This window comes from Caballeronia temeraria (assembly GCF_001544795.2).
Classification (GTDB): Bacteria; Pseudomonadota; Gammaproteobacteria; order Burkholderiales; family Burkholderiaceae; genus Caballeronia; species Caballeronia temeraria.
On sequence record NZ_FCOI02000010.1, the window covers coordinates 135,259 to 157,512 of the forward strand.

Here is a 22,254-nt window from a genome sequence, read left to right on the forward strand (position 1 = left end):
GACCTACACGCCATGTCCACCGCCACGCAGCATTCCGACAATACGATCGACGGCACGCCCATTCCGACGCTCGACGAGATCGCCGAGCAGCACATGGCGCTCACGCCGTGGGTCGCGCGCACGCCGACTTTCGAGCGCCACGATTTTCCGACGCTCGAAGGCACGCCGATCACGTTCAAGTTCGAACTGCTGCAGGCAAGCGGCACGTTCAAGGCGCGCGGCGCGTTCTCGAACATCCTCGCGCTCACCGATAGCGAACGTTCGGCGGGCGTCACGTGCGTATCGGCGGGCAATCACGCCGTGGCGGTGGCGTACGCGGCGCAGCGCATGGACGTGGGCGCGAAGGTCGTCATCATCAAAAGCGCGAGCCCGGCGCGCGTCGCGCTATGCCGGCGCTTCGGCGCGGAAGTCGTGTTCGCGGAAAATGTGGCCGAGGCATTCGATGTCGTGCGGCGCGTCGAGGCGGAAGAAGGACGCGTGTTTCTCCATCCGTTCAACGGTTATCGCACGGTGCTCGGCACGGCGACCCTTGGCTACGAATGGACGTCACAGGCGCCCGATCTCGACGCGGTGATCCTGCCGATCGGCGGCGGCGGCCTGGCGGCGGGCGTATCGACGGCGATGCGTCTCGCGAATCCGTCGCTGCACGTGTACGGCGTGGAACCCGAAGGATCGGACGCGATGAAGCGCAGCTTCGAAGCGAATCACACGATCAAGATGGGCGCAATGCACGGCATCGCCGATTCGCTGATGGCGCCGCACACCGAGCAGTACAGCTACGAGCTGTGCCGGCGGCATATCGACGACATCGTCACCGTGTCCGACAACGAATTGCGGCACGGCATGCTGCAGTTGTTCAGCGAGTTGAAGCTCGCCGTGGAGCCGGCATGTGCCGCCGCCACAGCCGCCCTGCTCGGGCCGTTGCGCGAGCGTCTGCAAGGCAAGCGCGTCGGCGTGCTGTTGTGCGGCACCAATACCGATCCGGCCACGTTCGCGAAGCATCTGGCGAACGCCGTCTAAAAATGCGCGCGGCCCCGTTCAGGGGCCGCGATTTCATCGAAATCGAACGAGACGTTACATCACCGCCGCGAGTCTTCTGCGCTCGCTGCGCTGCATGAACGCATTTGCCGCGATCACGCCGACGGTCACGAACGCGATGAACAAGGTCGCGAGCGCGTTCATCTCCGGATTCAGACCCAGACGCACACGCGAGAACACGACGAGCGGCAACGTGGTCGAGCCGGGACCGGACAGGAACGCCGACAGCACGAGATCGTCGATCGACAGCGTGAAGGACAGCAGCCAGCCCGCGACGAGCGCCTGCGAGATCAGCGGCAGCGTGATCGAGAAGAACACGCGCAACGGCGTCGCGCCGAGATCGAGCGCCGCTTCCTCCAGCGACGGATTCAGCTCCCGCACGCGCGATTCCACGATGATCGCGACATACGAAATGCACAGCATCACGTGCCCGATCCAGATTGTGAAGAAGCCGCGATCCGGCCATCCGATGAGCTTCGCCATTTCGACGAACAGCAGCAGCAGCGAAATGCCCTGAATGACTTCGGGGATCACGAGTGGCGCGTTGATCATGCCCGCGTAAAGCGTGAAGCCCTTGAAGCGCCCCATGCGCGCGAGCACGAAGCCCGCCCATGTGCCGATCACGACCGACGCGCATGCCGTGAAGAACGCGATGCGCAATGACAGCCACGCGGCGTTGATAAGTTCGTCATCGGTGACGAGCGCGCGATACCACTTCAGCGACGGCTCGGTCCACACGGTGACGAGCGGTGAATCATTGAACGAATAAACGATGAGGCTCAGGATCGGGATATACAGAAACGCAAACCCGAGACCCAGCGCGGTGACCTGCAACGGACGGCTGACCTTGATCATCGCTTTTCCTCCAGTTGCTTCGCCTGGAAGTGCTGGAAGAGCGCCATCGGCACGAGCAGCAAGAGGACCATCGCGCAGGTGACGGCGGAAGCCATCGGCCAGTCGGCGTTGTTGAAGAACTCGTTCCACATGACGCGGCCGATCATCAGCGTATCCGCGCCGCCGAGCAGTTCCGGAATCACGTACTCGCCCACCGCCGGAATGAACACCAGCAGACAGCCCGCGATGATGCCGTTCTTCGACAGCGGCAACGTGATCTGCACAAACGCCTTCCACGGCTTCGCGCCGAGATCGTAGGCCGCTTCGAGCAAGGTCAGATCCATCTTCACGAGATGCGCGTAAAGCGGCATCACGAGAAACGGCAGATACGAATACACCATGCCGATATACACCGCGATGTTCGTGTGATACAGCTCGATCGGCGAATGCAGCAGGCCGATCGACATCAGGAAATTGTTCAGGAGTCCGTTGTTCTTGAGAATGCCGATCCACGCGTACACGCGAATCAGGAACGACGTCCAGAACGGCAGCATCACGGCCATCATCAGGATATTGCGCGAGGCCGGATTCGAGCGGGCGATGTAATACGCCATCGGATAGCCGATCAGGAGGCACAGCAATGTGGAGACCGCCGCGACCAGCAGCGAGTTCATATAGGTCGCGAAGTACAGGCTGTCCTTGACGAGGAACGCGTAGTGCGCGAGATCGAGCGCGATATGCATCACGCCCTCTTCCATCGTCACGAGATCCGTGTACGGCGGAATGCCGAGCTGGCTATCCGCGAAGCTGATCTTCACGACGAGCAGGAACGGCACGAAGAACAGCATCAGCAGCCACAGATACGGGCCGCCGATGACGAGCGTGCGTCCGGAAATGCCGATGCGCTTGAGCCAGTTCATCATCATGCCGTCAGCACCACGCCCGCCGACGCGCTCCAGCGCACGTAGACTTCGTCGTCGAACGTGGGCGAATCGATCTCGCCGATCGCGAGGCTCGACAGGTTCGCGACCACGACCTTGCCGGAATCGAGCGTCACGTGATAGAGCGTGTAGCCGCCCATGTACGCGATGTTCGTCACCCTGCCGCGGCCCCAGTTGTACGTGCCTTCGGGCGGCTTGCGCGTGAGCGCGATGCGCTCCGGGCGCACCGAGATCGTCACCGGCATGCCGAGCGGCCCGGTGATGCCGTGGCTCACATAGAGACGCACCGGCAGATCCGGCGATTCGATAAAAATGTGATCCGGCTCGTCCTCGACGACATTGCCGTCGAAGAGATTCGTCGAGCCGATGAACTGCGCCGAGAAGCGGGTGTTCGGATACTCGTACACCTCGTGCGGCGTGCCGAGCTGCACGATCTGCCCTTCGCTCATCACGGCGAGGCGATTGGCCATCGTCATCGCTTCTTCCTGGTCGTGCGTCACCATGATGCAGGTGACGCCCACCGAGTCGAGAATGTTGACCAGCTCGATCTGCGTGCGCTGACGGATCTGCTTGTCGAGCGCGGACATCGGCTCGTCGAGCAGAAGCAGCTTCGGGCGCTTCACGAGGCTGCGCGCGAGCGCGACGCGCTGCTGCTGGCCGCCCGACAACTGATGCGGCTTGCGCTTGGCGAACTTCGCCATCTGCACGAGTTCGAGCGCGTTGTTGACGCGGTCCTTGAGTTCGCCGCCTTTTACGCCTTCCTGTTTCAGCCCGAACGCGACGTTCGACTCCACACTCATGTGCGGAAAGAGCGCGTAGGACTGGAACATCATGTTGACCGGCCGGTTGTACGGCGGCATCTTCGCGAGATCTTCGCCGTCGATCAGGATCTGCCCTTCGGTCACGGATTCGAGTCCGGCGAGCATGCGCAGCAGCGTCGACTTGCCGCAGCCCGAGCTGCCGAGCAGCGCGAACAGTTCGCCCTTCTTCACCGACAGATTCACGCCCCGCACGGCCGTCGTCTCGCCGAATTTCTTCACGACGTCGACGATCCGCACGAAGTTGTCGTCCGTGTTCTGGGCCGACGGGAGACCGCCCGGCTCGCGCCGGCCGGCATTAGGCGCTGCCTTCACTGCGCTCGACTGCTCACTCATGATTGCCTGTTCGACTCCTTGCTTCGATGCGTCTTTCGTGACTCGCCCGCCGAACGTTGCGCGTTGCGGTCACGAACAAAGCCCCCGGAGGTCCAGGGGCTTCGTCGTTTCAAAAGAATAACCGGCTTGCCAGTTTCATCGGCCGGACTTGAATTCTGTCCAGAGCCGCGTCTGCAGGCGCTGGATTTCCGGCGGCAGCGGCTTCAGCAGGAACAGCGTCTTGATGACGTCCTGCGGCGGATACACGGCCGGATCGTTCGCCACGTCCTTGTCCACGTACTTGCGCGCTTCGAGGTTCGCGCTCGGGTAGTACACGGCGTTCGTGATCGCGGCGTGAACCTGCGGCGTCTCGATGTAGTTGATCCACTCGTGCGCGGCCTCCTTGTTCTTGGCGTCCTTCGGAATCGCCATCACGTCGAACCAAACCGGCGCGCCGCCCTTCGGAATGTAGTACTCGATCTTGAACGGCTTCTTCGCGTCGACGGCGCGATGCTTCGCGATCACGACATCGCCCGACCAGCCGTAGGTGAAGCAGATGTCGCCGCCGACCATGTCGTTGATGTAGCCCGACGAGTTGAACTGCGTGATGTACGGACGGATCTTCTTCATCATCGCGAGCGCGTCACGATAGTCGGCCGGGTTCGTGCTCATCGGATCCTTGCCGATGTAATGCAGCGCCGCCGCGAACATCTGGTCCGGCGCGTCGAGCACGGAGACGCCGCACGCCTTCAGCTTCGAGATGTTCTCGGGCTTGAAGAGGATGTCCCAGTTGTTCAGCTCGACGTTCGGACCGAGGATCTGCTTCGCCTTGTCGACGTTGTAGCCGAGACCCGTCGTGCCGTAGGCCCAGGGCACCACGTACTTGTTGCCGGGGTCCGCGCCCTCGACGAGCTTCATCAGGTCGGGATCGAGATACTTGAGATTGGGCAGTTTCGACTTGTCGAGCGGCGCGAAGATGTTCGCGGCGATCTGCTTGCCGGCGTAGTTGCTCGTCGGCACGACGATGTCATAGCCCGAACGGCCGGTGAGCAGCTTGGCCTGCAGGGTGTCGTCGCTGTCGTAGTTGTCGTACTTCACCTTGATGCCGGTCTGCTTGGTGAAGTTGGGAATCGTGTCCTTGGCGATATAGTCAGACCAGTTGTAGACATTCAACTGCGTGTCCTTCGCGGATGCCGCGAGCGGAGTCAACATCGCGGCGCATGCCAGAGCGCCCGCCAGCTTGGCCGTGCGGCTCGCCAGTTTCTCGTTCATTTCGATTCTCCCTTGTTCCGACGTGTCCCGACGTCGTGCCGCGCGGACCCGGCGCATTGTCCCATCGCCGATTGACCCGCGACTCCCTTAAAACCCCGAAAACTACCATTAAACGCAAGCGCGACAAAAAACTAATGCGCTGCTTGTCGCGCAAAATGCACACGCCCTTGCGCTGCGCCGCCGCAGTCTTGCCACGCGGGCTTCTCCAGGGCTTGGCGCCGCTTGCGGACGGCTAGAAAGAGCGCGCATTTTAGCCCCTAATCGGCTGCTGCGGCACCTGATAAAACCACACTCGTCAAAGTGACACGCAAGCGTAAGCCCATTGCAATGTCATTATTCGTGATCGGCCGCCTGCATCCCTTCGCGTCGTCGTTTCGTATCTCTTTTGGAGCGACGGAAACGGGATGAGCCCGGGCGTCCGAGCCTGACGAGCTTTGACGAATAGCCAGCGGAACAGTTGTTGCGAGCCAATTCGACGTGCGCCGCGAAATGCGGCGTCTTCCGGACCGGCAACGCACGCGCTTCGACCGACACGACGCCGCCGTTGCATCGCTATTCGAGGCCGCCTACCGCATGAATACCCATCCGTCCGTGCTCGCCCAGCTTTCAGCCGCGAAACCCGGCGCGCAGTCGCCCGCGGCAGGCCGCGAGGACCGGCAACGGGCGCCTCGGCCGCGCGGGCGCTGGTATTCGTTCGCCGGCGCGGGCGCGCTCGTGGCCATCGGCTATATGGATCCCGGCAACTGGGCGACGGCGCTCGCGAGCGGCGCGCGCTACGGCTACTCGCTGCTGTTCGTGGTGCTGCTCGCGAGCCTCATGGGCATGCTGCTGCAATGGATTGCGTCGCGCCTGGGCGTCGTGACGGGGCGCGATCTCGCGCAGTTGTGCCGCGAACGCTACAGCCGCCGCATGACGCTCGTGCTGTGGATCGCGTGCGAGATCGCGATCATCGCGTGCGATGTTGCCGAGGTCGTCGGCAGCGCGGTCGCCTTGCAGATGCTTTTCGGCGTCTCGCTCACCGCGGGCGTGCTGATCTCGGCGGTCGCGACCTTCGCGATGCTCGCGCTGCAAAGCCGCGGCGAGCGCCCGTTGCGGCGGGCCGTGTCGACGCTGATTTTCTTCGTGAGCCTTTGCTTCGTGATCGAGCTCGCGCTGGCGCATCCGGTCTGGGGCGACGCGGTGCGCGGGCTCGCCCCGTCGCGCGAGCTGCTGCGCGATGCCGGCATGCTCTGGCTCGCCGCCGGCGTGCTCGGCGCGACGGTCATGCCGCACAACCTCTACCTGCACTCGGCGCTCGTCAAAGACCACGCGAGCGCGGGCGACGACGCCACCATCGGGCGCACGCTGCGCGGCGTGAACATCGACACGTTCGGCTCGCTCGGGCTCGCGTTCATCGTCAATGCTTCGCTGCTGGTGGTCGCGGCGGCCGTCTTTCACGCGAACGGCCACACCGGTGTCGACGATCTCGCCGATGCGCACCGTCTCCTCGCGCCGCTCGTCGGCAGTCACTGGGCGGGCGTCGTGTTCGCGACCGCGCTGCTCGCGTGCGGCCTGAACGCGACGGTCACCGGCACGCTCGCCGGCCAGGCGGTGATGGAAGGCTTTCTGCGCCTCAGGATGGCCCGCTGGGCGCGAGCGCTGCTGACGCGCGGCCTCGCGATCGGCCCGGCGCTCGTCGCGGTCGGAAGCTTCGGCCAGCATGGCTCGAACACGCTGCTGGTCGCGACGCAGGTCGTGTTGAGCCTGCAATTGCCGCTCGCGGTGATTCCGCTCGTGCGCTTCGCCTCCGATGCCGGGCTGATGGGCCGCTGGCGCGTCGCGCGTGTGCCGCTCGCGCTGGCGTGGGCATGCGCGGGCGTGATCGTCGCGTTGAACGGAGCCATGCTCTGGCAGGCGGTTTTTTCACGCTGACATGTCGATTTCGTGTCGATCTCGGGTTCGTGGCGCGTCTCGTGCTACCAAATCGCTTTTGCCCCTCGCCCTCGCCCTCGCCCGAACAGGACACGAATTACATGGCTCACGGCCCTCGATCGCCTTCCATCGAACATTCCCGCCGCTTTTCCGGCTGCGCGCGCACCGTCACGCTTTTGTGCGCCGGCCTGTGTGCGAGCGCAGCGGCTGACGCGACGGTCGCTGTTGTGCAGCCCGCGCGCGAAGCCGCCGCTTCTCAGCCGCTCGAACTGACGCTCCTCTATACCGACGACGACGCGAAAACACTGACCGTCGATGTCCCGAAGCAACTGATCGTGAACCTCACCAACGGCGATCTGCCGCCCGCGCCGCTCACGCTCGAACGCGATCCGAACGTGCCGGACCGTCTGCGTCTCGCGCCGGGCCAATATCGACGAGTGCGCTTTTCCGCGCCGTGGCCCGATTCCGCGCGCGGCACGGTGAAAATCGATCCGGTCGGCTTCGATGCTTCGCCGATGCTCGTCACGATCAATCGCAGCGACACGCAGACTCAGGTTGCCGCCGCCGAAAAGCGCGAAGCGCAAGCCACGACGCCCGGACAACTCGCCAGCGCGACGGCTGCCGCGAACGCCGTCTCCACGCCGGCGTCCAGCACCGACACGCTGCTTTCCGGCCGCTTCTCGACGTTCGAGCCGATCTATTTCGCCGACGGCAAGAACGGCGACAACCTGGCGAAATTCCAGTTCAGCTTCAAATACCGCCTGCATCTGCCCGACGATCCGCGTTCGCGCGGCTTTCTGGACAATCTCTACTTCGGCTACACGCAGACGGCGATCTGGAATCTGTCCGCCGAATCCGTGCCGTTTCGCGACATCAGCTTTCAGCCGCAACTGTTCTACTACGTGGAGGACACCGGCTGGAAGAGCGCGCTCTTCACGCGCATGGGCGTGGCGGCGGGCATCGGGCACGAATCGAATGGCAAGAGCGGCGACGAATCGCGCGCGATCAACATCGCGTTCGTGCGTCCGACGTGGGATTTCGGCGATCTGAACAGCAATCACCTGACGCTTTCGCCGAAGTTCTACTACTACCTGTCGAGGGCCGGCAACGAGGACATCGCGGATTATCGCGGCTATGTCGATTTTCTCGTGAAGTACGGCAGTCCCGACGGCTGGCAGCTCGCGACGACACTGCGCAAAGGCACGAAGCACTGGTACGGCAGCGTGGAATCGCAACTGACGTATCCGCTCGCGAAGCTGATCGGCAGCGCGTGGGGCGGGTATCTCTTCCTGAGCTACTTCAACGGATACGGTGAGGACATCCTCGATTACAACCAGCGACATCACTGGATCGCCCGGATAGGCTACAGTATCGCCCGTTGAGTTTTTTTACGATTTTGAACGCCGCGTTGCCGCCCTTTTTGTTCGGCGCCGATGCGGCCACGAGTTAGCCCATGTCTTCGAATCTTCACGGTCTGCCCGATAGTCCCTGCATCGGCGTGTGCTCCACGCTCTTCGACGAAGTCTGCAAAGGCTGCGGCCGTACGGCCGGCGAGGTGTCCAACTGGGTGTTCCTCAACGACGAGGAAAAACGCGCGATCTGGGAGCGCATCACGCGCGAAGGAACGGCGATGCGGTTTCGCAACGACCGGCTCTGACCAGCAATACAAAAACGGCCCGCTCTTTCGAGACGGGCCGTTCTTTTGCAGCATGTGCGAGGCGGCAGATTACTGAATGCCCTGGCTCGACAGGAAATCCTCGTAATTCCCGCCGAAGTCACGCAGCGTGCCATCGGTCTTCACTTCAATGATGCGATTCGCCAGCCCGCTCACGAATTCGCGGTCGTGCGACACGAAGATCAGCGTGCCTTCGAACTTCTCCAGCGCGATCTGCAGCGATTCGATCGACTCCATGTCCATGTGGTTCGTCGGCTCGTCCATCAGCAGCACGTTGTGGCGGCCGAGCATCAGCTTGCCCCAGATCATGCGGCCCTTCTCGCCGCCCGACAGCACCTTCACGTTCTTCTTGATGTCGTCCGCGTTGAACAGCAGACGGCCGAGCGTGCCGCGCATCATCTGCTCGTCGTCGCCTTCCTTGCGGTATTGGTCGATCCACTCGGTCAGCGTCTCGTCCTTCGGAAACTCTTCGTACGTGTCCTGCGGCATGTAACCGACGTTCGCGTTCTCCGCCCACTTCACCGTGCCGTGATCCAGCTCCAGCGCGCCCTTGAGCGACTTGAGCAGCGTCGTCTTGCCCGCGCCGTTCTCGCCGATGATCGCGATACGCTCGCCCGGCTGAACCGACAGGCTGAAGTTCTGGAAGATCGTCCGGTCGTACTTCTTCGTGATGTCTTCCGCGACCACCGCGATGTTGTGCAGCTTCTTTTCGTACTCGAAGCGGATAAACGGGTTCTGACGCGACGACGGCTTGAATTCCTCGATCTTGATCTTGTCGATCATCTTCAGGCGGCTCGTTGCCTGACGCGCCTTCGACTTGTTCGCCGAGAAGCGGCGCACGAAGTCCTGCAGATCCGCCACGCGTTCCTTCGCCTTCTGGTTCGCGGCCTGCTGACGCTCGCGCGCCTGCGTCGACGCCAGCATGTAGTCGTCGTAATTGCCCGGCCAGACCTTCAGCGTGCCGTAGTCCATGTCCGCCATGTGCGTGCAGACCTGGTTCAGGAAGTGACGATCGTGGGAGATGATGATCATCGTCGAGTTGTACTGGTTGAGCACGTCTTCCAGCCAACGGATCGAGTTGATGTCGAGGTTGTTGGTCGGTTCGTCGAGCAGCAGGACGTCCGGCTTCGAGAACAGCGCCTGGGCGAGCAGCACGCGCAGCTTCCAGCCGGGCGCCACGTTGCTCATCGGACCGTTGTGATCGTTGATGTCGATGCCGATGCCCAGCAGCAACTCGCCTGCGCGGGCTTCGGCCGTGTAGCCGTCGTATTCGGCGAACTTGGCTTCGAGGTCGGCGGCGCGCATGTAGTCGTCGTCGGTCGCGTCCGGGTTCGCGTAGATCGCGTCGCGCTCGGTCATCGCGGCCCACATTTCGGTGTGGCCCATCATGACGACGTCGAGCACACGCATGTCTTCGTACGCGAACTGATCCTGACGCAGCTTGCCGAGACGGATGTTCGGCTCGAGCATGACGTTGCCGGAGCTCGGCTCCAGATCGCCGCCGAGGATCTTCATGAAAGTCGACTTGCCGCAGCCGTTCGCGCCGATCAAGCCATAGCGGTTGCCTTCGCCGAACTTGACCGAGATGTTCTCGAAGAGGGGCTTGGGCCCGAATTGCATGGTGATATTGGCGGTAGACAGCACGGCGCGTCCTTTTGAATGGGGTACGACGAAAAACCTAAGATTTTAGCAGCTTTTGGCAGGGTTTTGCCCTCGCTGGGCCCTTTGCGCGCTTCTCACTCCGGCGCAATTTGGTGCCGCATCATGAAAAACGGGGCGCGGCGATGAAGCCACACCCCGTGCGTAAAGCGCCGAGCCGCCCGCGGCGGCCGCGCCGCTCGCGTTACGTGCGCTCGGCGATAAACGCCTTCACCACGCCTGCATCGGCAGAGACGATATCGAACCTTTGTGGCAGTTTTTCAAGCCCCACGAACGCCGACGGCCGCTCCGGCTCGCGATTGAGCGCCTCGCGGATCGTCTCGCCGAACTTGATCGGCTGCGCGGTTTCCAGAACGATCATCGGCACGCCGGGCTTCAGATTTTCGCGCGCGACCTTCACGCCGTCGGCGGTGTGCGTGTCGATCATCGTGTGATAGCGCTCGAACACGTCGCGGATGGTCTTCACGCGGTCGTCGTGATCGCTCTTGCCCGACACGAACCCGAACTCCTTCACGCGCGCGAAGTCGCCGCTCGCGGCGAGGTCGAAGCCGCCCTTCTCTTCGACGTCGCGGAACAGTTGCAGCACGCGCGCCGGATCGCGGCCGAGCAGGTCGTACACGAAGCGCTCGAAATTCGACGCCTTCGAAATATCCATGCTCGGGCTGGTCGTGTGATACGTCTCCGCCGCGCCGCGCACGCGATACACGCCCGTCTTGAAGAACTCGTCGAGCACGTCGTTCTCGTTGGTCGCGACGACGAGCTGATCGATCGGCAAGCCCATCATGCGCGCGATATGTCCCGCGCACACGTTGCCGAAGTTGCCCGAGGGCACCGTGAACGACACGCGTTCGTCGTTGCTCTTCGTCGCGGCGAAATAGCCCTTGAAGTAGTACACGACTTGCGCGACGACGCGCGCCCAGTTGATCGAATTGACCGTGCCGATCTTGTGCTTCGCCTTGTACGCGTGATCGTTCGAGACGGCCTTGACGATGTCCTGGCAGTTGTCGAAGTTGCCCTCGACCGCCAGATTGAAGATGTTCGGATCTTGCAGCGAGAACATCTGCGCGGTCTGGAACGCGCTCATCTTCTTGTGCGGCGAAAGCATGAACACGCGCACGCCGGTCTTGCCGCGCATCGCGTATTCGGCGGCGCTGCCGGTGTCGCCCGAGGTCGCGCCGAGAATGTTCAGCGTCTCGCCGTGCTTCTCCAGCGCGTACTCGAACAGATTGCCGAGCAGTTGCATCGCCATGTCCTTGAAGGCGAGCGTCGGACCGTTCGACAGTTCCAGCAGCGAGATCGTCGTGCCGTTTTCCTCGCCGAGCGTCTTCAAAGGCGTGATCTGCACCGCGCTCTCTTCGTGGCGCACGTTGCTGTACACCTGCGCCGTGTAGGTCTTGCGCGTGAGCGAGCGCAGGTCCTCGGCGGGAATGTCGTCGCTGAACTTCGACAGCACTTCGAACGCCAGGTCCGCGTACGACAGCGTGCGCCAGTGCGCGAGTTCATCGGCGCTGACTTTTGGATATTCCGCCGGCAGATAGAGGCCGCCGTCTTTGGCGAGGCCGCCCAGCAGGATATCGGAGAACGTGTGGCGCTCGTTCGTGCCGGCGCCGCGCGTCGAAATGTAGTTCATCGTGCGTCCTTAGTTGAGCGCTTCCATGCGCAGCTTCGTCACCTTCGAGACGACCGTGGACAGCGCCTCGATCTGCCCGATCGCCGCGTTCACGTTCTTTTCCAGCGTCTCGTGCGTGATGAGGATGATGTCCGTCTCGCCCTTGTTCGCGCCGTCGACTTCTTCCGATTCCTTCTGCAGCAAGGCGTCGATGGAAATGCCCTTGTCCGCGAGAATGCGCGTGATGTTCGCGAGCACGCCCGTCACGTCCGCGACGCGCAGACGCAGGTAGTAGCCGCTCGTCACTTCGTCGATCGGCAAAATGGGCGTGTTCGAGAGACTGTCCGGCTGGAACGCCAGATGCGGTACGCGGTGTTCCGGATCGGCCGTATGTAGGCGCGTCACGTCGACGAGATCCGCGACCACGGCCGAAGCCGTGGGCTCCGCGCCCGCGCCCTTGCCGTAGTACAGCGTGGTGCCGACCGCGTCGCCGTGCACGACGACCGCGTTCATCGCGCCTTCCACGTTCGCGAGCAGGCGCTTGGCGGGAATCAGCGTCGGATGCGTGCGCAACTCGATGCCCTTCTCCGACCGCCGCGCGATACCGAGCAGCTTGATGCGATAACCCAAGTCTTCCGCGTAACGAATGTCGATCGCGGCAAGCTTGCTGATGCCTTCCACATACGCGCGATCGAACTGCACCGGCACGCCGAACGCGATCGCGCTCATGATCGTGACCTTGTGCGCCGCGTCGACGCCTTCGATGTCGAAGGTCGGATCGGCTTCGGCGTAACCGAGCTCCTGCGCGGCTTTCAGCGCGGTCGCGAAGTCGAGCCCGCGGTCGCGCATCTCCGAGAGAATGTAGTTCGTCGTGCCGTTGATGATGCCCGCGATGTACTCGATGCGGTTCGCCGTCAGCCCTTCGCGCAGCGCCTTGATGATGGGGATGCCGCCCGCCACCGCCGCTTCGAACGCGACCATCACGCCCTTCGCGCGCGCGGCCTCGAAAATCTCCGTGCCGTGGACCGCGAGCAGCGCCTTGTTGGCCGTCACGACATGCTTGCCGTTCGCGATCGCGCGCAGCACCAGCTCGCGCGCGAAACCCGTGCCGCCGATCATTTCGCACACGATGTCGATGGAAGGATCGTCGACGACCGCGTTGAAGTCGCCCGTCAGCGCGATGCCTGCCTGCTTCGCGGCTTCGGCCTTCGCCGGCGTGCGCACCGCGACGCGCGCGATTTCGATGCCGCGTCCCGCACGTCGTTTGATTTCTTCCTGGTTACGGCGCAGCACCGTGAAGGTGCCGCTGCCCACCGTGCCGAAGCCCAAAAGTCCTACTTTGATCGGTTCCATGCAGCGCGAGTCTTTAAAAGAGAGATTAAGCGGAATGCCGTTTTCGATAGCCGTCGAGGAAGCGCGCGATGCGATTGATCGAATCCGCGAGATCGTCGACGTTCGGCAGGAAAACCACGCGGAAGTGATCCGGCGTCGGCCAGTTGAAGCCCGTGCCCTGCACGAGCAGCACGCGCTCTTCGAGCAGCAGGTCGGTGATGAACTGCTGGTCGTCCTGGATCGGGTACATCTTCGGATCGAGCTTCGGGAACATGTACAGCGCGGCTTGCGGCTTCACGCAGGTCACGCCCGGAATCGCCGTGAGCATGTCGTACGCGAGCTCGCGCTGCTTGAAGAGACGCCCGCCCGGCAAGATCAGGTCGTTGATGCTCTGATAGCCGCCGAGCGCCGTTTGGATTGCGTACTGGCCGGGCACGTTCGGGCACAGGCGCATCGACGCGAGAATGCCGAGACCTTCGAGATAATCCTTCGCGCGGCGGCGGTTCTCTTCGATCAGCCCGGAAATCGCCATCCAGCCCGCGCGATAACCGCACGAGCGGTAACTTTTCGAGAGACTGTTGAACGTAACCGTGATGACGTCTTCGGACAGGGCGGCCATTGCCGTATGCGTCTGGCCGTCGTAGACGATCTTGTCGTAGACCTCGTCGGCGAAAATGATCAGGCCGTGCTCGCGCGCGATCGCGATCAGTTCGCGCAGCAGGTCGTCAGAGTACAGCGCGCCGGTCGGATTGTTCGGGTTGATGACGACGAGCGCCTTGGTATTCGGCGTGATCTTCGCGCGGATGTCGTCGAGATCGGGCATCCAGCCGTTGCTCTCGTCGCACATGTAGTGGCGCGGCGTGCCCGACGACAGGCTCACCGCAGCCGTCCAGAGCGGATAGTCCGGCGCCGGCAGCAGCACTTCGTCGCCGTCGTTCAGGAGCGCCTGCATCGCCATGACGATCAGCTCGGACGCCCCGTTGCCGATGTAGATATCGTCCAGTTCGACGCCCGTCACGCCCTTTTGCTGCGTGTAATGCATGATCGCCTTGCGCGCAGCGAACACACCCTTCGAATCCGAATAGCCCGACGAACCCGGCAGGTTGCGGATCATGTCCTGAATGATCTCGTCCGGCGCTTCGAAGCCGAACGGGGCCAGATTGCCGATATTCAGCTTGATGATGCGATGCCCTTCCTCTTCGAGGCGCTTCGCGTGTTCGAGCACGGGCCCGCGAATGTCGTAACAGACGTTTTGCAGCTTGTTGGATTTGAGAATCGGTTTCACGACTGGCGCTCTGTGTCTGGTGTGAATGCGGACTGGTTTCCGGATGTCGGTCAGGTGCGGCTCGGTTTTGCAGACAGCCAGCCTGGCGCGCGGAAAGCGTACGGGCGTGGTGCGAAAAACCAAAGGGTGAAGCGGCTCGCCCGGACGGCTCGCACTTTCCCGAGCACCGAACGATGCATTTTAGACGCCGCGCCAGGTAAGGCACGGGCGATGCGGACCGGATTGCGTGCCGGCGGCGGCTTGTGGCGGCACGCAAGCGCAACGGGCGGCGCACGAGCGAGCCCGGCAGCCGAAAAGTTATAATTTACTGATTATGGCCCAGTTCCGCAATGCACCAATCGAATGCGCCGAAAGGGGCGCAAACGGCGTTGCACCTGCGCCTGACGGACCTTTTCCACTATTCCTTGCCGGATCATTGTTTTGAAACTGCACCAGGATTCCAATAGCGCGCTCAACACCATCACGAGCTACGGAGACGGATTCGTGGCGATCAATCTCCAAAGGCACGAAAGCAGCGTGATCGTCATGCCCGAGACGCCGGTTGCGGCGTGGCCGGTGTCGTCGTTCGAGGCGCTCACGCCGGAGCATTTCGACGCGCTCGTCGAGGCGGCGCCAGAAGTCGTCATTTTCGGCAGCGGATCGCGGCTGCGTTTTCCGCATCCGCGCCTCACGGCGCAACTGGCGAAGCACCGTATCGGCGTCGAGACGATGGATTTCGGCGCGGCCTGCCGCACGTACAACATATTGATGTCCGAAGGCCGGCGGGTCGCCGCCGCGCTCTTGATCGAAGAGCCGGCGAAGCGCTAAGGAAACACTAAGGAAGCGCTGGCAGACTCCTGCCGCCCGTCCGATAAAGGCGCGAGCCGGCGTCTGGCGCGGGATCAAATTTGACGGGAGGCAGCCGGGCGTGCGCTACACTCCCGCCCGGCATCCGTCTTTACAGGATGCGGGGCGCGGCGCGAACGCATCGATCGGGTGATCGCCGGGAGGGATTCGCGGCGCTCATCGGCCCGAACGTGCATGCAGAAGCTGCAGTCTCGCCCAGCACGTATCCGCCACCCAATTCGTTTCACTAGCGCCGCACATCGCGGCATCGGACAGGTCGACTTCATGAACGATACGCCTACCCGGCTACCGCTCACGCGTCTTTCGCTCATTCTTCTCCTTCTCGCGCTCGCGATCATCTGGTTCGCGCCGCTCGGGTATCGCCATCTCGTGCCGAGCGATGAAGGCCGCTACGCCGAAATGGCGCGCGAGATGTTCGTGACCGGCGACTGGATCACGCCGCGCTACAACGGCTACAAGTATTTCGAGAAGCCGCCGTTGCAAACCTGGGCGAACGCGCTCACATTCGCGTGGTTCGGCATCGGAGAATGGCAGGCGCGGCTCTATACGGCGCTCACGGGCTTCGCGGGCGTGCTGCTCGTCGGCTATACCGGCACGCGCGTGTTCAACGCCGTGACGGGCTTCGCCGCCGCGGTCATCCTCGCGACGTGCCCGTACTGGAACCTGATGGGCCACTTCAACACGCTCGACATGGGCCTGTCGTTCTGGATGCAGCTCACGCTCTGCGCGCTCCTGCTCGCCCAGCGCCCCGGCCTGCCGACGCGCGAAGTGCGCCTCTGGATGTGGCTCTGCTGGGCCGGAATGGGCGCCGCCGTGCTGTCGAAAGGTCTCGTCGGCCTGATCCTGCCGGGCGCGGTCCTCGTCCTCTATTCGCTCGTATCGCGCGATTGGGCGTTGTGGAAGCGGCTCTATATCGGCAGCGGGCTGATCGTGTTCCTGATCGTGACCGGCCCCTGGTTCGCGCTCGTGCAGATGAAGAACCCCGAGTTCTTCAACTTCTTCTTCATCGTCCAGCAGTTCAAGCGCTACCTGACGCCCGAGCAGAACCGCCCCGGCGCGTTCTACTATTTCGTGCCCGTGTTGATCGTGGGTTTCCTGCCGTGGCTGTCGATCGCCTTTCAGAGCGTGCGCCACGGACTGAAAACGCCGCGCCAGCCCAACGGCTTCGCGCCCGTCACGATGCTGCTGATCTGGTCGGCGTTCATCTTCCTGTTCTTCAGCGCGTCGCATTCGAAGCTCATTTCCTACGTGCTGCCGATCGCCCCGGCGCTTGCGCTCGTGATCGGGCTCTATTTGCCGTCGCTGACGAAGACGCAGTACCGCATGCATCTGATCGGCTATGCGGTGTTTCTGATCGCCGCGGCGTTCGGCGCGATCTTCCTTGGCCGCGCTGGCAGCGCCAATACGCCGAATGCGCTCTATCGCGAATTCCAGATCTGGGTGTACGCGGGGCTCGCCGTCGCGTTCGCCGTGACGATATTCGCGCTCTGGCTGAACCGGCGCAGCGTGCTCGCGGGCGCGGCCGGACTGGGCGCGGCGTGGCTGCTGCTCGGCACGATCGCGGGCTCGGGCCACGACGTCTTCGGCACGCAGAGTTCCGGCGTGCAGCTCGTTCCCGCCGTGAAGGCCGCGATGGCCAAGCTGCCGCCCGACACGCCCTTCTATTCGATCGCGAAGCTCGACCACACGATGCCCTTCTACCTCGGCCATACGATGATCATGGTCGGCGAAGCGGACGAGCTGACCTTCGGCGTGCAGACCGAGCCGCAAAAATGGGTGCCGAGCATCGACGAATGGGTCAAGGTGTGGGATTCGGAACGCTACGCGCTCGCGCTGATGCCGCCCGGCCGCTACGACGAACTCATGGCACGCCACGTGCCCATGCAGGTGATCGCCCGCGACGAGCGCCGCGTGATCGTGGAGAAACCGCAGCCGTGAGCGCGGTTTTTTCTCTCGCGAGCGATGCTGCACTGCACGATCGTTCGGCATTTCGCCCTGAACCGAGTATCCTTGTTCCGCATTTGAAAAACGCGCGATGAACCCGATTTCCTTTATTTGCATCGTCATCGGCGTATCGTTGAACGCATGCGCCCAGCTTCTGCTCAAAGCCGGCGTGAACGCGGTGGGCCATTTCGACATGACGCCCGCCAACATTCTGCCGGTCGGCATCAAGATCGCGACGCAGTGGCCCATCATCGGCGGGCTCGCGTGTTATGTGCTGAGCGTCGTCGTGTGGATCGTCGGGCTGTCGCGCGTGGACGTGTCGATCGCCTATCCGATGCTCTCGCTCGGCTACGTCGTCAACGCGTTCGCCGCGTGGTATCTGTTCGGCGAAGTGATGTCGATGCAGCGGCTCATCGGTATCGGCATCATTCTGATCGGCGTCGTGGTGCTCGCGCGCGGCTGACGCGCCCAGCGAGGCATCGCCCGGATCCATTCATTTTCTTAAACGCATAGTCCATGACTCAAACAACGCGGCCGTTTTTGCCTTTCGTGAAGCCCGACATCGACGAAGAAACCATTCAGGGCGTCGTCGACGTGCTGCGCTCGGGCTGGATCACGACCGGGCCGCAGAATCAGCAGTTCGAGGCCGAGTTGTCGGCCTACGTGGGCGGCCGCCCGGTGCGCGCGTTCAACTCGGGCACCTGCACGATGGAAATTGGCTTGCGCATCGCGGGCGTCGGTCCCGGCGATGAAGTCATCACCACGCCGATGACCTGGGTCTCGACGGCGAACGTAATCCTCGAAGTCGGCGCGACGCCGGTGTTCGTCGATATCGATCCGGTCACGCGCAACATCGACCTGAACCTGCTCGAACGCGCGATCACGCCGCGCACGAAGGCGATCATGCCGGTGTATCTGGCGGGCCTGCCCGTCGACATGGACAAGCTCTACGAGATTGCGCGCGCCCACAAGCTGCGCGTGATCGAGGACGCCGCGCAGGCGTTCGGCTCGAGCTGGAAAGGCGAGCGCATCGGCGCGATCGGCGACATCGTGTCGTTCAGCTTCCACGCGAACAAGAACGTGACGTCGATCGAAGGCGGCGCGCTCGTCATGAACAACGAGGACGAGGCGGAACTCGCGCGCAAATATCGTTTGCAGGGCATCACGCGCACCGGCTTCGACGGCATGGACTGCGACGTGCTCGGCGGCAAGTACAACCTGACGGACGTCGCGGCACGCGTGGGGCTCGGCTCGCTGCGGCGCGTCGAAAGCCTCACGCAGCAGCGTCGTGAGCTTGCGCGCCTCTATTTCGATGCCTTCGAAGGCAGCGCGGCGGTCGCGCTCGGCGTAGGTCTGCCAATTCAGAACTTCACCGATCACAACTGGCACATGTTCCAGATCGCGCTGCCGCTGGAAAAGCTCAAGCTCACGCGCGCGGAATTCATGGCGCAACTGAAGGAGCGCAACGTCGGAAGCGGCGTGCACTATCCGGCGCTGCACCTGTTCACGCTGTATCGCGCGCGCGGATTCAAGGAAGGCATGTTCCCGCATGCGGAGCGCTACGGCGCGTCGAACGTGACGCTGCCGCTCTTTCCGGGCATGAGCGCCGAAGACGTGACGCACGTCGTCAAGTCCATCGACGACATCTGCGAGCAGTTCGGACACAACGGGTAACACGGACCATCAAGGACAATCAGCGCAACATGAGTCATTTCGATTTTCCGGCGACGTCCCCCGAGCTTTCGGTGATCATCCCGGTGTACAACGAGGAGGACGGCCTCGCCGCCCTCTTTCAGCGCCTCTATCCGGCGCTCGACGCGCTCGGCACGTCGTATGAGGTGATCTTCATCAACGACGGCAGCCGCGACAAATCCGCCGCGCTGCTCGCGCAGCAATTCCACGCGCGGCCCGACACCACGCGCGTCATTCTGCTCAACGGCAATTACGGCCAGCACATGGCGATTCTCGCGGGCTTCGAGCAATCGCGCGGCGAGATCGTCGTCACGCTCGATGCCGACCTGCAGAATCCGCCCGAGGAAATCGGCAAGCTCGTCGAAAAGATGCGCGAGGGGTACGACTATGTCGGCACCATTCGTCAGCAACGGCAGGACAGCCTGTGGCGCAAGAAGGCGTCGCGCGCGATGAACCGTCTGCGCGAGCGCATCACCAAGATTCGCATGACGGACCAGGGCTGCATGCTGCGCGCGTACAGCCGCCATATCATCGATACGATCAATCGCTGCGGCGAAATCAACACCTTCATTCCGGCGCTCGCGTACACCTTCGCGCAGAACCCGATCGAAGTCGATGTCGCCCACGAAGAGCGTTTCGCGGGCGAATCAAAGTACTCGCTCTATAGCCTCATCCGCCTGAATTTCGATCTCGTCACCGGCTTTTCGGTGGTGCCGCTGCAATGGCTGTCGTTCATCGGCGTGATTCTGTCGGTCGGCTCGGCGGGCCTGTTCCTGCTGCTGTTGATTCGCCGCTTCATGTTCGGCGCGGAAGTCCAGGGTGTGTTCACCCTCTTCGCCATCACGTTCTTCATGCTCGGCGTAATCATCTTCGCGCTCGGGCTGCTCGGCGAATACATCGGGCGGATCTATCAGCAGGTGCGTGCGCGGCCGCGTTATCTCGTGCAGACCATTCTCGAACAGCGCGACGGCGTGTCGGTCGCGGCCAAGCCGCTGCAGGATGCCGTTCAGCAGGTGGTTGCCGTCACGCGTGAGGAAGGCGGCCGATGAAACCGCGCGCAGTCGTCTTCGCCTACCACAATGTCGGCGTGCGCTGCCTGCAGGTGCTGCTCGCGCGCGGCGTCGATGTCGCGCTCGTCGTCACGCACGAAGACAGCGCGAGCGAGAACATCTGGTTCGGCAGCGTCGCGCAGGTCGCGGCGGAACACGGCATCGACACGATCACGCCCGCCGATCCGAAGTCGCCCGAACTGTTCGATATCGTCGAAAAGATCGCGCCGGACTTCATCTTCTCGTTCTACTACCGGAACATGCTGCCGGTCTCGCTGCTCTCGCTCGCGCGGCGCGGCGCGTACAACATGCATGGCTCGCTCCTGCCGAAGTATCGCGGCCGCGTGCCGACGAACTGGGCCGTGATCAACGGCGAGACCGAAGCCGGCGCGACGCTGCATGAAATGCTGGAGAAGCCCGACGCAGGCGCGATCCTCGCGCAAACGCCAGTGCCCATTCTCCCCGACGACACCGCGGCGCAAGTCTTCGACAAGACCGTCGTCGCCGCCGAGCAGACGCTCTGGCGCGTGCTGCCCGCCTTGCTCGCGGGCGAAGCGCCGCATCTGCCGAACGACCTCGCGTCGGGCAGCTATTACGGCGGACGCAAGCCGGAAGATGGCCGCATCGACTGGTCGCAGCCCGCTCAACGTGTCTATAACCTGATTCGCGCGGTCGCGCCGCCTTATCCGGGCGCTTTCACGGATATCGGCGCGGATCGTTTCATCGTCGCGCGGGCGCGGCTCGTGCCCGAAACGGGCGCGCCGGGCGTATCCCCCGAAAGACTCCGTGAGTTGCGGGGTTTGCCCCCGGGCCTAAGGGTGGCGGATAATGCGCTGTTTGGCGTCTGCGGCGATGGCCGCGTCATCGCCATCCACGAATTGCGTCATCGGCCACTGAACGCCGGCGCGCAACCGTCGGGCGAAGAACGCACCGTCGATCCCGCCGAATTCGGCCGAATCATTCAATCCTCTCGTCATTCATGAAAAAAGTTCTGATCCTGGGTGTCAACGGCTTTATCGGCCATCACCTGTCCAAGCGCATCCTCGAAACCACCGACTGGGAAGTCTTCGGGATGGACATGCAAACCGACCGCCTGGGCGACCTCGCGAATCACGAGCGGATGCATTTCTTCGAAGGCGACATCACGATCAACAAGGAGTGGGTCGAGTATCACGTGAAGAAGTGCGACGTGATCCTGCCGCTCGTCGCGATCGCCACGCCCGCCACCTACGTGAAGCAGCCGCTGCGCGTGTTCGAGCTGGACTTCGAAGCGAACCTGCCGATCGTCCGCTCGGCCGTGAAGTACGGCAAGCATCTGGTGTTTCCGTCGACGTCCGAGGTGTACGGCATGTGCACCGACGAGCAGTTCGATCCGGAAAACTCCGTGCTCTCGTACGGTCCGATCAACAAGCCACGCTGGATCTACGCGTGCTCGAAGCAGCTCATGGACCGCGTGATCTGGGGCTACGGCATGGAGGGGCTGAACTTCACCCTCTTCCGTCCGTTCAACTGGATCGGACCGGGCCTCGACTCGATCTACACGCCGAAGGAAGGTTCGTCGCGCGTCGTGACGCAGTTCCTCGGGCACATCGTGCGCGGCGAGAACATCAGTCTCGTCGACGGCGGCGCTCAAAAGCGCGCCTTCACCGACATCGACGACGGCATCGGCGCGCTGATGAAGATCATCGAGAACAAGGGCGGCGTGGCGTCGGGCAAGATCTACAACATCGGCAATCCGACAAACAACTTCTCGGTGCGCGAACTCGCGAACAAGATGCTCGCGCTCGCGAACGAGTTCCCCGAGTATTCGGACAGCGCGAAGAACGTGCAGCTCGTCGAGACGTCGTCGGGTGCGTACTACGGCAACGGCTATCAGGACGTGCAGAACCGCGTGCCGAAGATCGACAACACGATGCAGGAACTCGGCTGGGCGCCGCAAGCGACCATGGACGACGCGCTGCGCAAGATCTTCGAAGCGTACCGCGGGCATGTGGGCGAAGCCCGCAAGCTGGTGGAACAGGCGTAAGGCGCGCG

Annotated in this window: 19 protein-coding genes; 11 read left to right on the forward strand and 8 right to left on the reverse strand. The window is 63.0% G+C overall.

Annotated features, from left to right (window positions below; genetic code table 11):
- Positions 1-12: 12 nt before the first annotated feature.
- Positions 13-1,020, forward strand: a complete 1,008-nt coding sequence (locus tag AWB76_RS16715; RefSeq protein WP_061161240.1) for a threonine/serine dehydratase family protein — start codon at positions 13-15, stop codon at positions 1,018-1,020.
- Between the two features lie 54 nt (positions 1,021-1,074).
- Here the strand turns inward: AWB76_RS16715 and AWB76_RS16720 are convergent, their stop codons facing one another.
- The 4 genes from AWB76_RS16720 to AWB76_RS16735 form a co-directional block, all read right to left on the reverse strand.
- On the reverse strand, positions 1,075-1,890 hold the full coding sequence (locus AWB76_RS16720) for an ABC transporter permease subunit (RefSeq protein ID WP_061161328.1): 816 nt from the start codon (positions 1,888-1,890) through the stop codon (positions 1,075-1,077).
- A complete protein-coding gene (locus AWB76_RS16725; protein ID WP_061161241.1) occupies positions 1,890-2,798 on the reverse strand; it encodes an ABC transporter permease subunit in 909 nt (302 codons plus the stop codon). The genes AWB76_RS16720 and AWB76_RS16725 overlap by 1 nt, the downstream gene beginning before the upstream one ends.
- Complete coding sequence (locus AWB76_RS16730) at positions 2,795-3,967, reverse strand: ABC transporter ATP-binding protein (protein ID WP_061161242.1); 1,173 nt, start codon at positions 3,965-3,967, stop codon at positions 2,795-2,797. The genes AWB76_RS16725 and AWB76_RS16730 overlap by 4 nt, the downstream gene beginning before the upstream one ends.
- 135 nt (positions 3,968-4,102) lie before the next feature.
- The gene (locus tag AWB76_RS16735; protein ID WP_061161243.1) at positions 4,103-5,218 is read right to left on the reverse strand and encodes a polyamine ABC transporter substrate-binding protein; all 1,116 of its coding nucleotides are present in this window, start codon (positions 5,216-5,218) and stop codon (positions 4,103-4,105) included.
- 573 nt (positions 5,219-5,791) lie between these two features.
- Between AWB76_RS16735 and AWB76_RS16740 the strand changes: the two genes are divergently transcribed.
- The 3 genes from AWB76_RS16740 to AWB76_RS16750 all read left to right on the forward strand — a co-directional run bounded on the left by AWB76_RS16740 (position 5,792) and on the right by AWB76_RS16750 (position 8,786).
- Positions 5,792-7,129, forward strand: coding sequence for an Nramp family divalent metal transporter (locus tag AWB76_RS16740; RefSeq protein WP_061161329.1), 1,338 nt, complete (start codon positions 5,792-5,794; stop codon positions 7,127-7,129).
- A 101-nt stretch (positions 7,130-7,230) separates the two neighbouring features.
- On the forward strand, positions 7,231-8,511 hold the full coding sequence (locus tag AWB76_RS16745; RefSeq protein ID WP_244173385.1) for a phospholipase A: 1,281 nt from the start codon (positions 7,231-7,233) through the stop codon (positions 8,509-8,511).
- Positions 8,512-8,582: 71 nt separating this feature from the next.
- Entirely contained in the window at positions 8,583-8,786 is a 204-nt protein-coding gene (locus AWB76_RS16750; protein WP_061161244.1) for a DUF1289 domain-containing protein, read from the forward strand.
- Between the two features lie 69 nt (positions 8,787-8,855).
- Here the strand turns inward: AWB76_RS16750 and AWB76_RS16755 are convergent, their stop codons facing one another.
- The 4 genes from AWB76_RS16755 to AWB76_RS16770 form a co-directional block, all read right to left on the reverse strand.
- Positions 8,856-10,448, reverse strand: coding sequence for an ABC-F family ATPase (locus tag AWB76_RS16755; RefSeq protein WP_061161245.1), 1,593 nt, complete (start codon positions 10,446-10,448; stop codon positions 8,856-8,858).
- 199 nt (positions 10,449-10,647) lie between these two features.
- Positions 10,648-12,093: a threonine synthase gene (gene thrC / locus AWB76_RS16760; RefSeq protein ID WP_061161246.1), complete on the reverse strand. Its 1,446-nt coding sequence runs from the start codon at positions 12,091-12,093 to the stop codon at positions 10,648-10,650.
- Positions 12,094-12,102: 9 nt separating this feature from the next.
- Positions 12,103-13,425: a homoserine dehydrogenase gene (locus AWB76_RS16765; RefSeq protein ID WP_061161247.1), complete on the reverse strand. Its 1,323-nt coding sequence runs from the start codon at positions 13,423-13,425 to the stop codon at positions 12,103-12,105.
- Between the two features lie 25 nt (positions 13,426-13,450).
- Complete coding sequence (locus AWB76_RS16770; protein ID WP_096031314.1) at positions 13,451-14,689, reverse strand: pyridoxal phosphate-dependent aminotransferase; 1,239 nt, start codon at positions 14,687-14,689, stop codon at positions 13,451-13,453.
- Positions 14,690-15,109: 420 nt separating this feature from the next.
- On the opposite strand from AWB76_RS16770, the gene AWB76_RS16775 reads away from it, so the two are divergent.
- From AWB76_RS16775 to AWB76_RS16805, 7 genes are all read left to right on the forward strand, one after another.
- Positions 15,110-15,496: an Mth938-like domain-containing protein gene (locus AWB76_RS16775; RefSeq protein WP_061161248.1), complete on the forward strand. Its 387-nt coding sequence runs from the start codon at positions 15,110-15,112 to the stop codon at positions 15,494-15,496.
- A 303-nt stretch (positions 15,497-15,799) separates the two neighbouring features.
- Positions 15,800-17,473 (forward strand): glycosyltransferase family 39 protein, encoded by a 1,674-nt coding sequence (locus AWB76_RS16780; RefSeq protein ID WP_061161249.1) that lies wholly within the window; start codon positions 15,800-15,802, stop codon positions 17,471-17,473.
- Between the two features lie 97 nt (positions 17,474-17,570).
- Entirely contained in the window at positions 17,571-17,942 is a 372-nt protein-coding gene (locus AWB76_RS16785; RefSeq protein ID WP_061161250.1) for an SMR family transporter, read from the forward strand.
- A 53-nt stretch (positions 17,943-17,995) separates the two neighbouring features.
- Positions 17,996-19,153: a DegT/DnrJ/EryC1/StrS family aminotransferase gene (locus tag AWB76_RS16790; RefSeq protein WP_061161251.1), complete on the forward strand. Its 1,158-nt coding sequence runs from the start codon at positions 17,996-17,998 to the stop codon at positions 19,151-19,153.
- Between the two features lie 29 nt (positions 19,154-19,182).
- Positions 19,183-20,220, forward strand: coding sequence for a glycosyltransferase (locus AWB76_RS16795; RefSeq protein WP_061161252.1), 1,038 nt, complete (start codon positions 19,183-19,185; stop codon positions 20,218-20,220).
- Complete coding sequence (locus AWB76_RS16800; RefSeq protein ID WP_061161253.1) at positions 20,217-21,203, forward strand: formyltransferase; 987 nt, start codon at positions 20,217-20,219, stop codon at positions 21,201-21,203. Before AWB76_RS16795 ends, AWB76_RS16800 begins: the two co-directional genes overlap by 4 nt.
- Complete coding sequence (locus AWB76_RS16805; protein ID WP_061161254.1) at positions 21,200-22,246, forward strand: bifunctional UDP-4-keto-pentose/UDP-xylose synthase; 1,047 nt, start codon at positions 21,200-21,202, stop codon at positions 22,244-22,246. Before AWB76_RS16800 ends, AWB76_RS16805 begins: the two co-directional genes overlap by 4 nt.
- Positions 22,247-22,254 lie beyond the last annotated feature (8 nt).

Excerpts from the sequence above, each read along its gene's own strand:
- AWB76_RS16715 (WP_061161240.1), top strand. The coding sequence starts at position 13 with ATGTCCACCGCCACGCAGCATTCCGACAATACGATCGACGGCACGCCC.
- AWB76_RS16725 (WP_061161241.1), bottom strand. The coding sequence starts at position 2,798 with ATGATGATGAACTGGCTCAAGCGCATCGGCATTTCCGGACGCACGCTC.
- AWB76_RS16730 (WP_061161242.1), bottom strand. The coding sequence starts at position 3,967 with ATGAGTGAGCAGTCGAGCGCAGTGAAGGCAGCGCCTAATGCCGGCCGG.
- AWB76_RS16735 (WP_061161243.1), bottom strand. The coding sequence starts at position 5,218 with ATGAACGAGAAACTGGCGAGCCGCACGGCCAAGCTGGCGGGCGCTCTG.
- AWB76_RS16740 (WP_061161329.1), top strand. The coding sequence starts at position 5,792 with ATGAATACCCATCCGTCCGTGCTCGCCCAGCTTTCAGCCGCGAAACCC.
- AWB76_RS16745 (WP_244173385.1), top strand. The coding sequence starts at position 7,231 with ATGGCTCACGGCCCTCGATCGCCTTCCATCGAACATTCCCGCCGCTTT.
- AWB76_RS16750 (WP_061161244.1), top strand. The coding sequence starts at position 8,583 with ATGTCTTCGAATCTTCACGGTCTGCCCGATAGTCCCTGCATCGGCGTG.
- thrC (WP_061161246.1), bottom strand. The coding sequence starts at position 12,093 with ATGAACTACATTTCGACGCGCGGCGCCGGCACGAACGAGCGCCACACG.
- AWB76_RS16765 (WP_061161247.1), bottom strand. The coding sequence starts at position 13,425 with ATGGAACCGATCAAAGTAGGACTTTTGGGCTTCGGCACGGTGGGCAGC.
- AWB76_RS16780 (WP_061161249.1), top strand. The coding sequence starts at position 15,800 with ATGAACGATACGCCTACCCGGCTACCGCTCACGCGTCTTTCGCTCATT.
- AWB76_RS16785 (WP_061161250.1), top strand. The coding sequence starts at position 17,571 with ATGAACCCGATTTCCTTTATTTGCATCGTCATCGGCGTATCGTTGAAC.
- AWB76_RS16790 (WP_061161251.1), top strand. The coding sequence starts at position 17,996 with ATGACTCAAACAACGCGGCCGTTTTTGCCTTTCGTGAAGCCCGACATC.
- AWB76_RS16795 (WP_061161252.1), top strand. The coding sequence starts at position 19,183 with ATGAGTCATTTCGATTTTCCGGCGACGTCCCCCGAGCTTTCGGTGATC.
- AWB76_RS16800 (WP_061161253.1), top strand. The coding sequence starts at position 20,217 with ATGAAACCGCGCGCAGTCGTCTTCGCCTACCACAATGTCGGCGTGCGC.
- AWB76_RS16805 (WP_061161254.1), top strand. The coding sequence starts at position 21,200 with ATGAAAAAAGTTCTGATCCTGGGTGTCAACGGCTTTATCGGCCATCAC.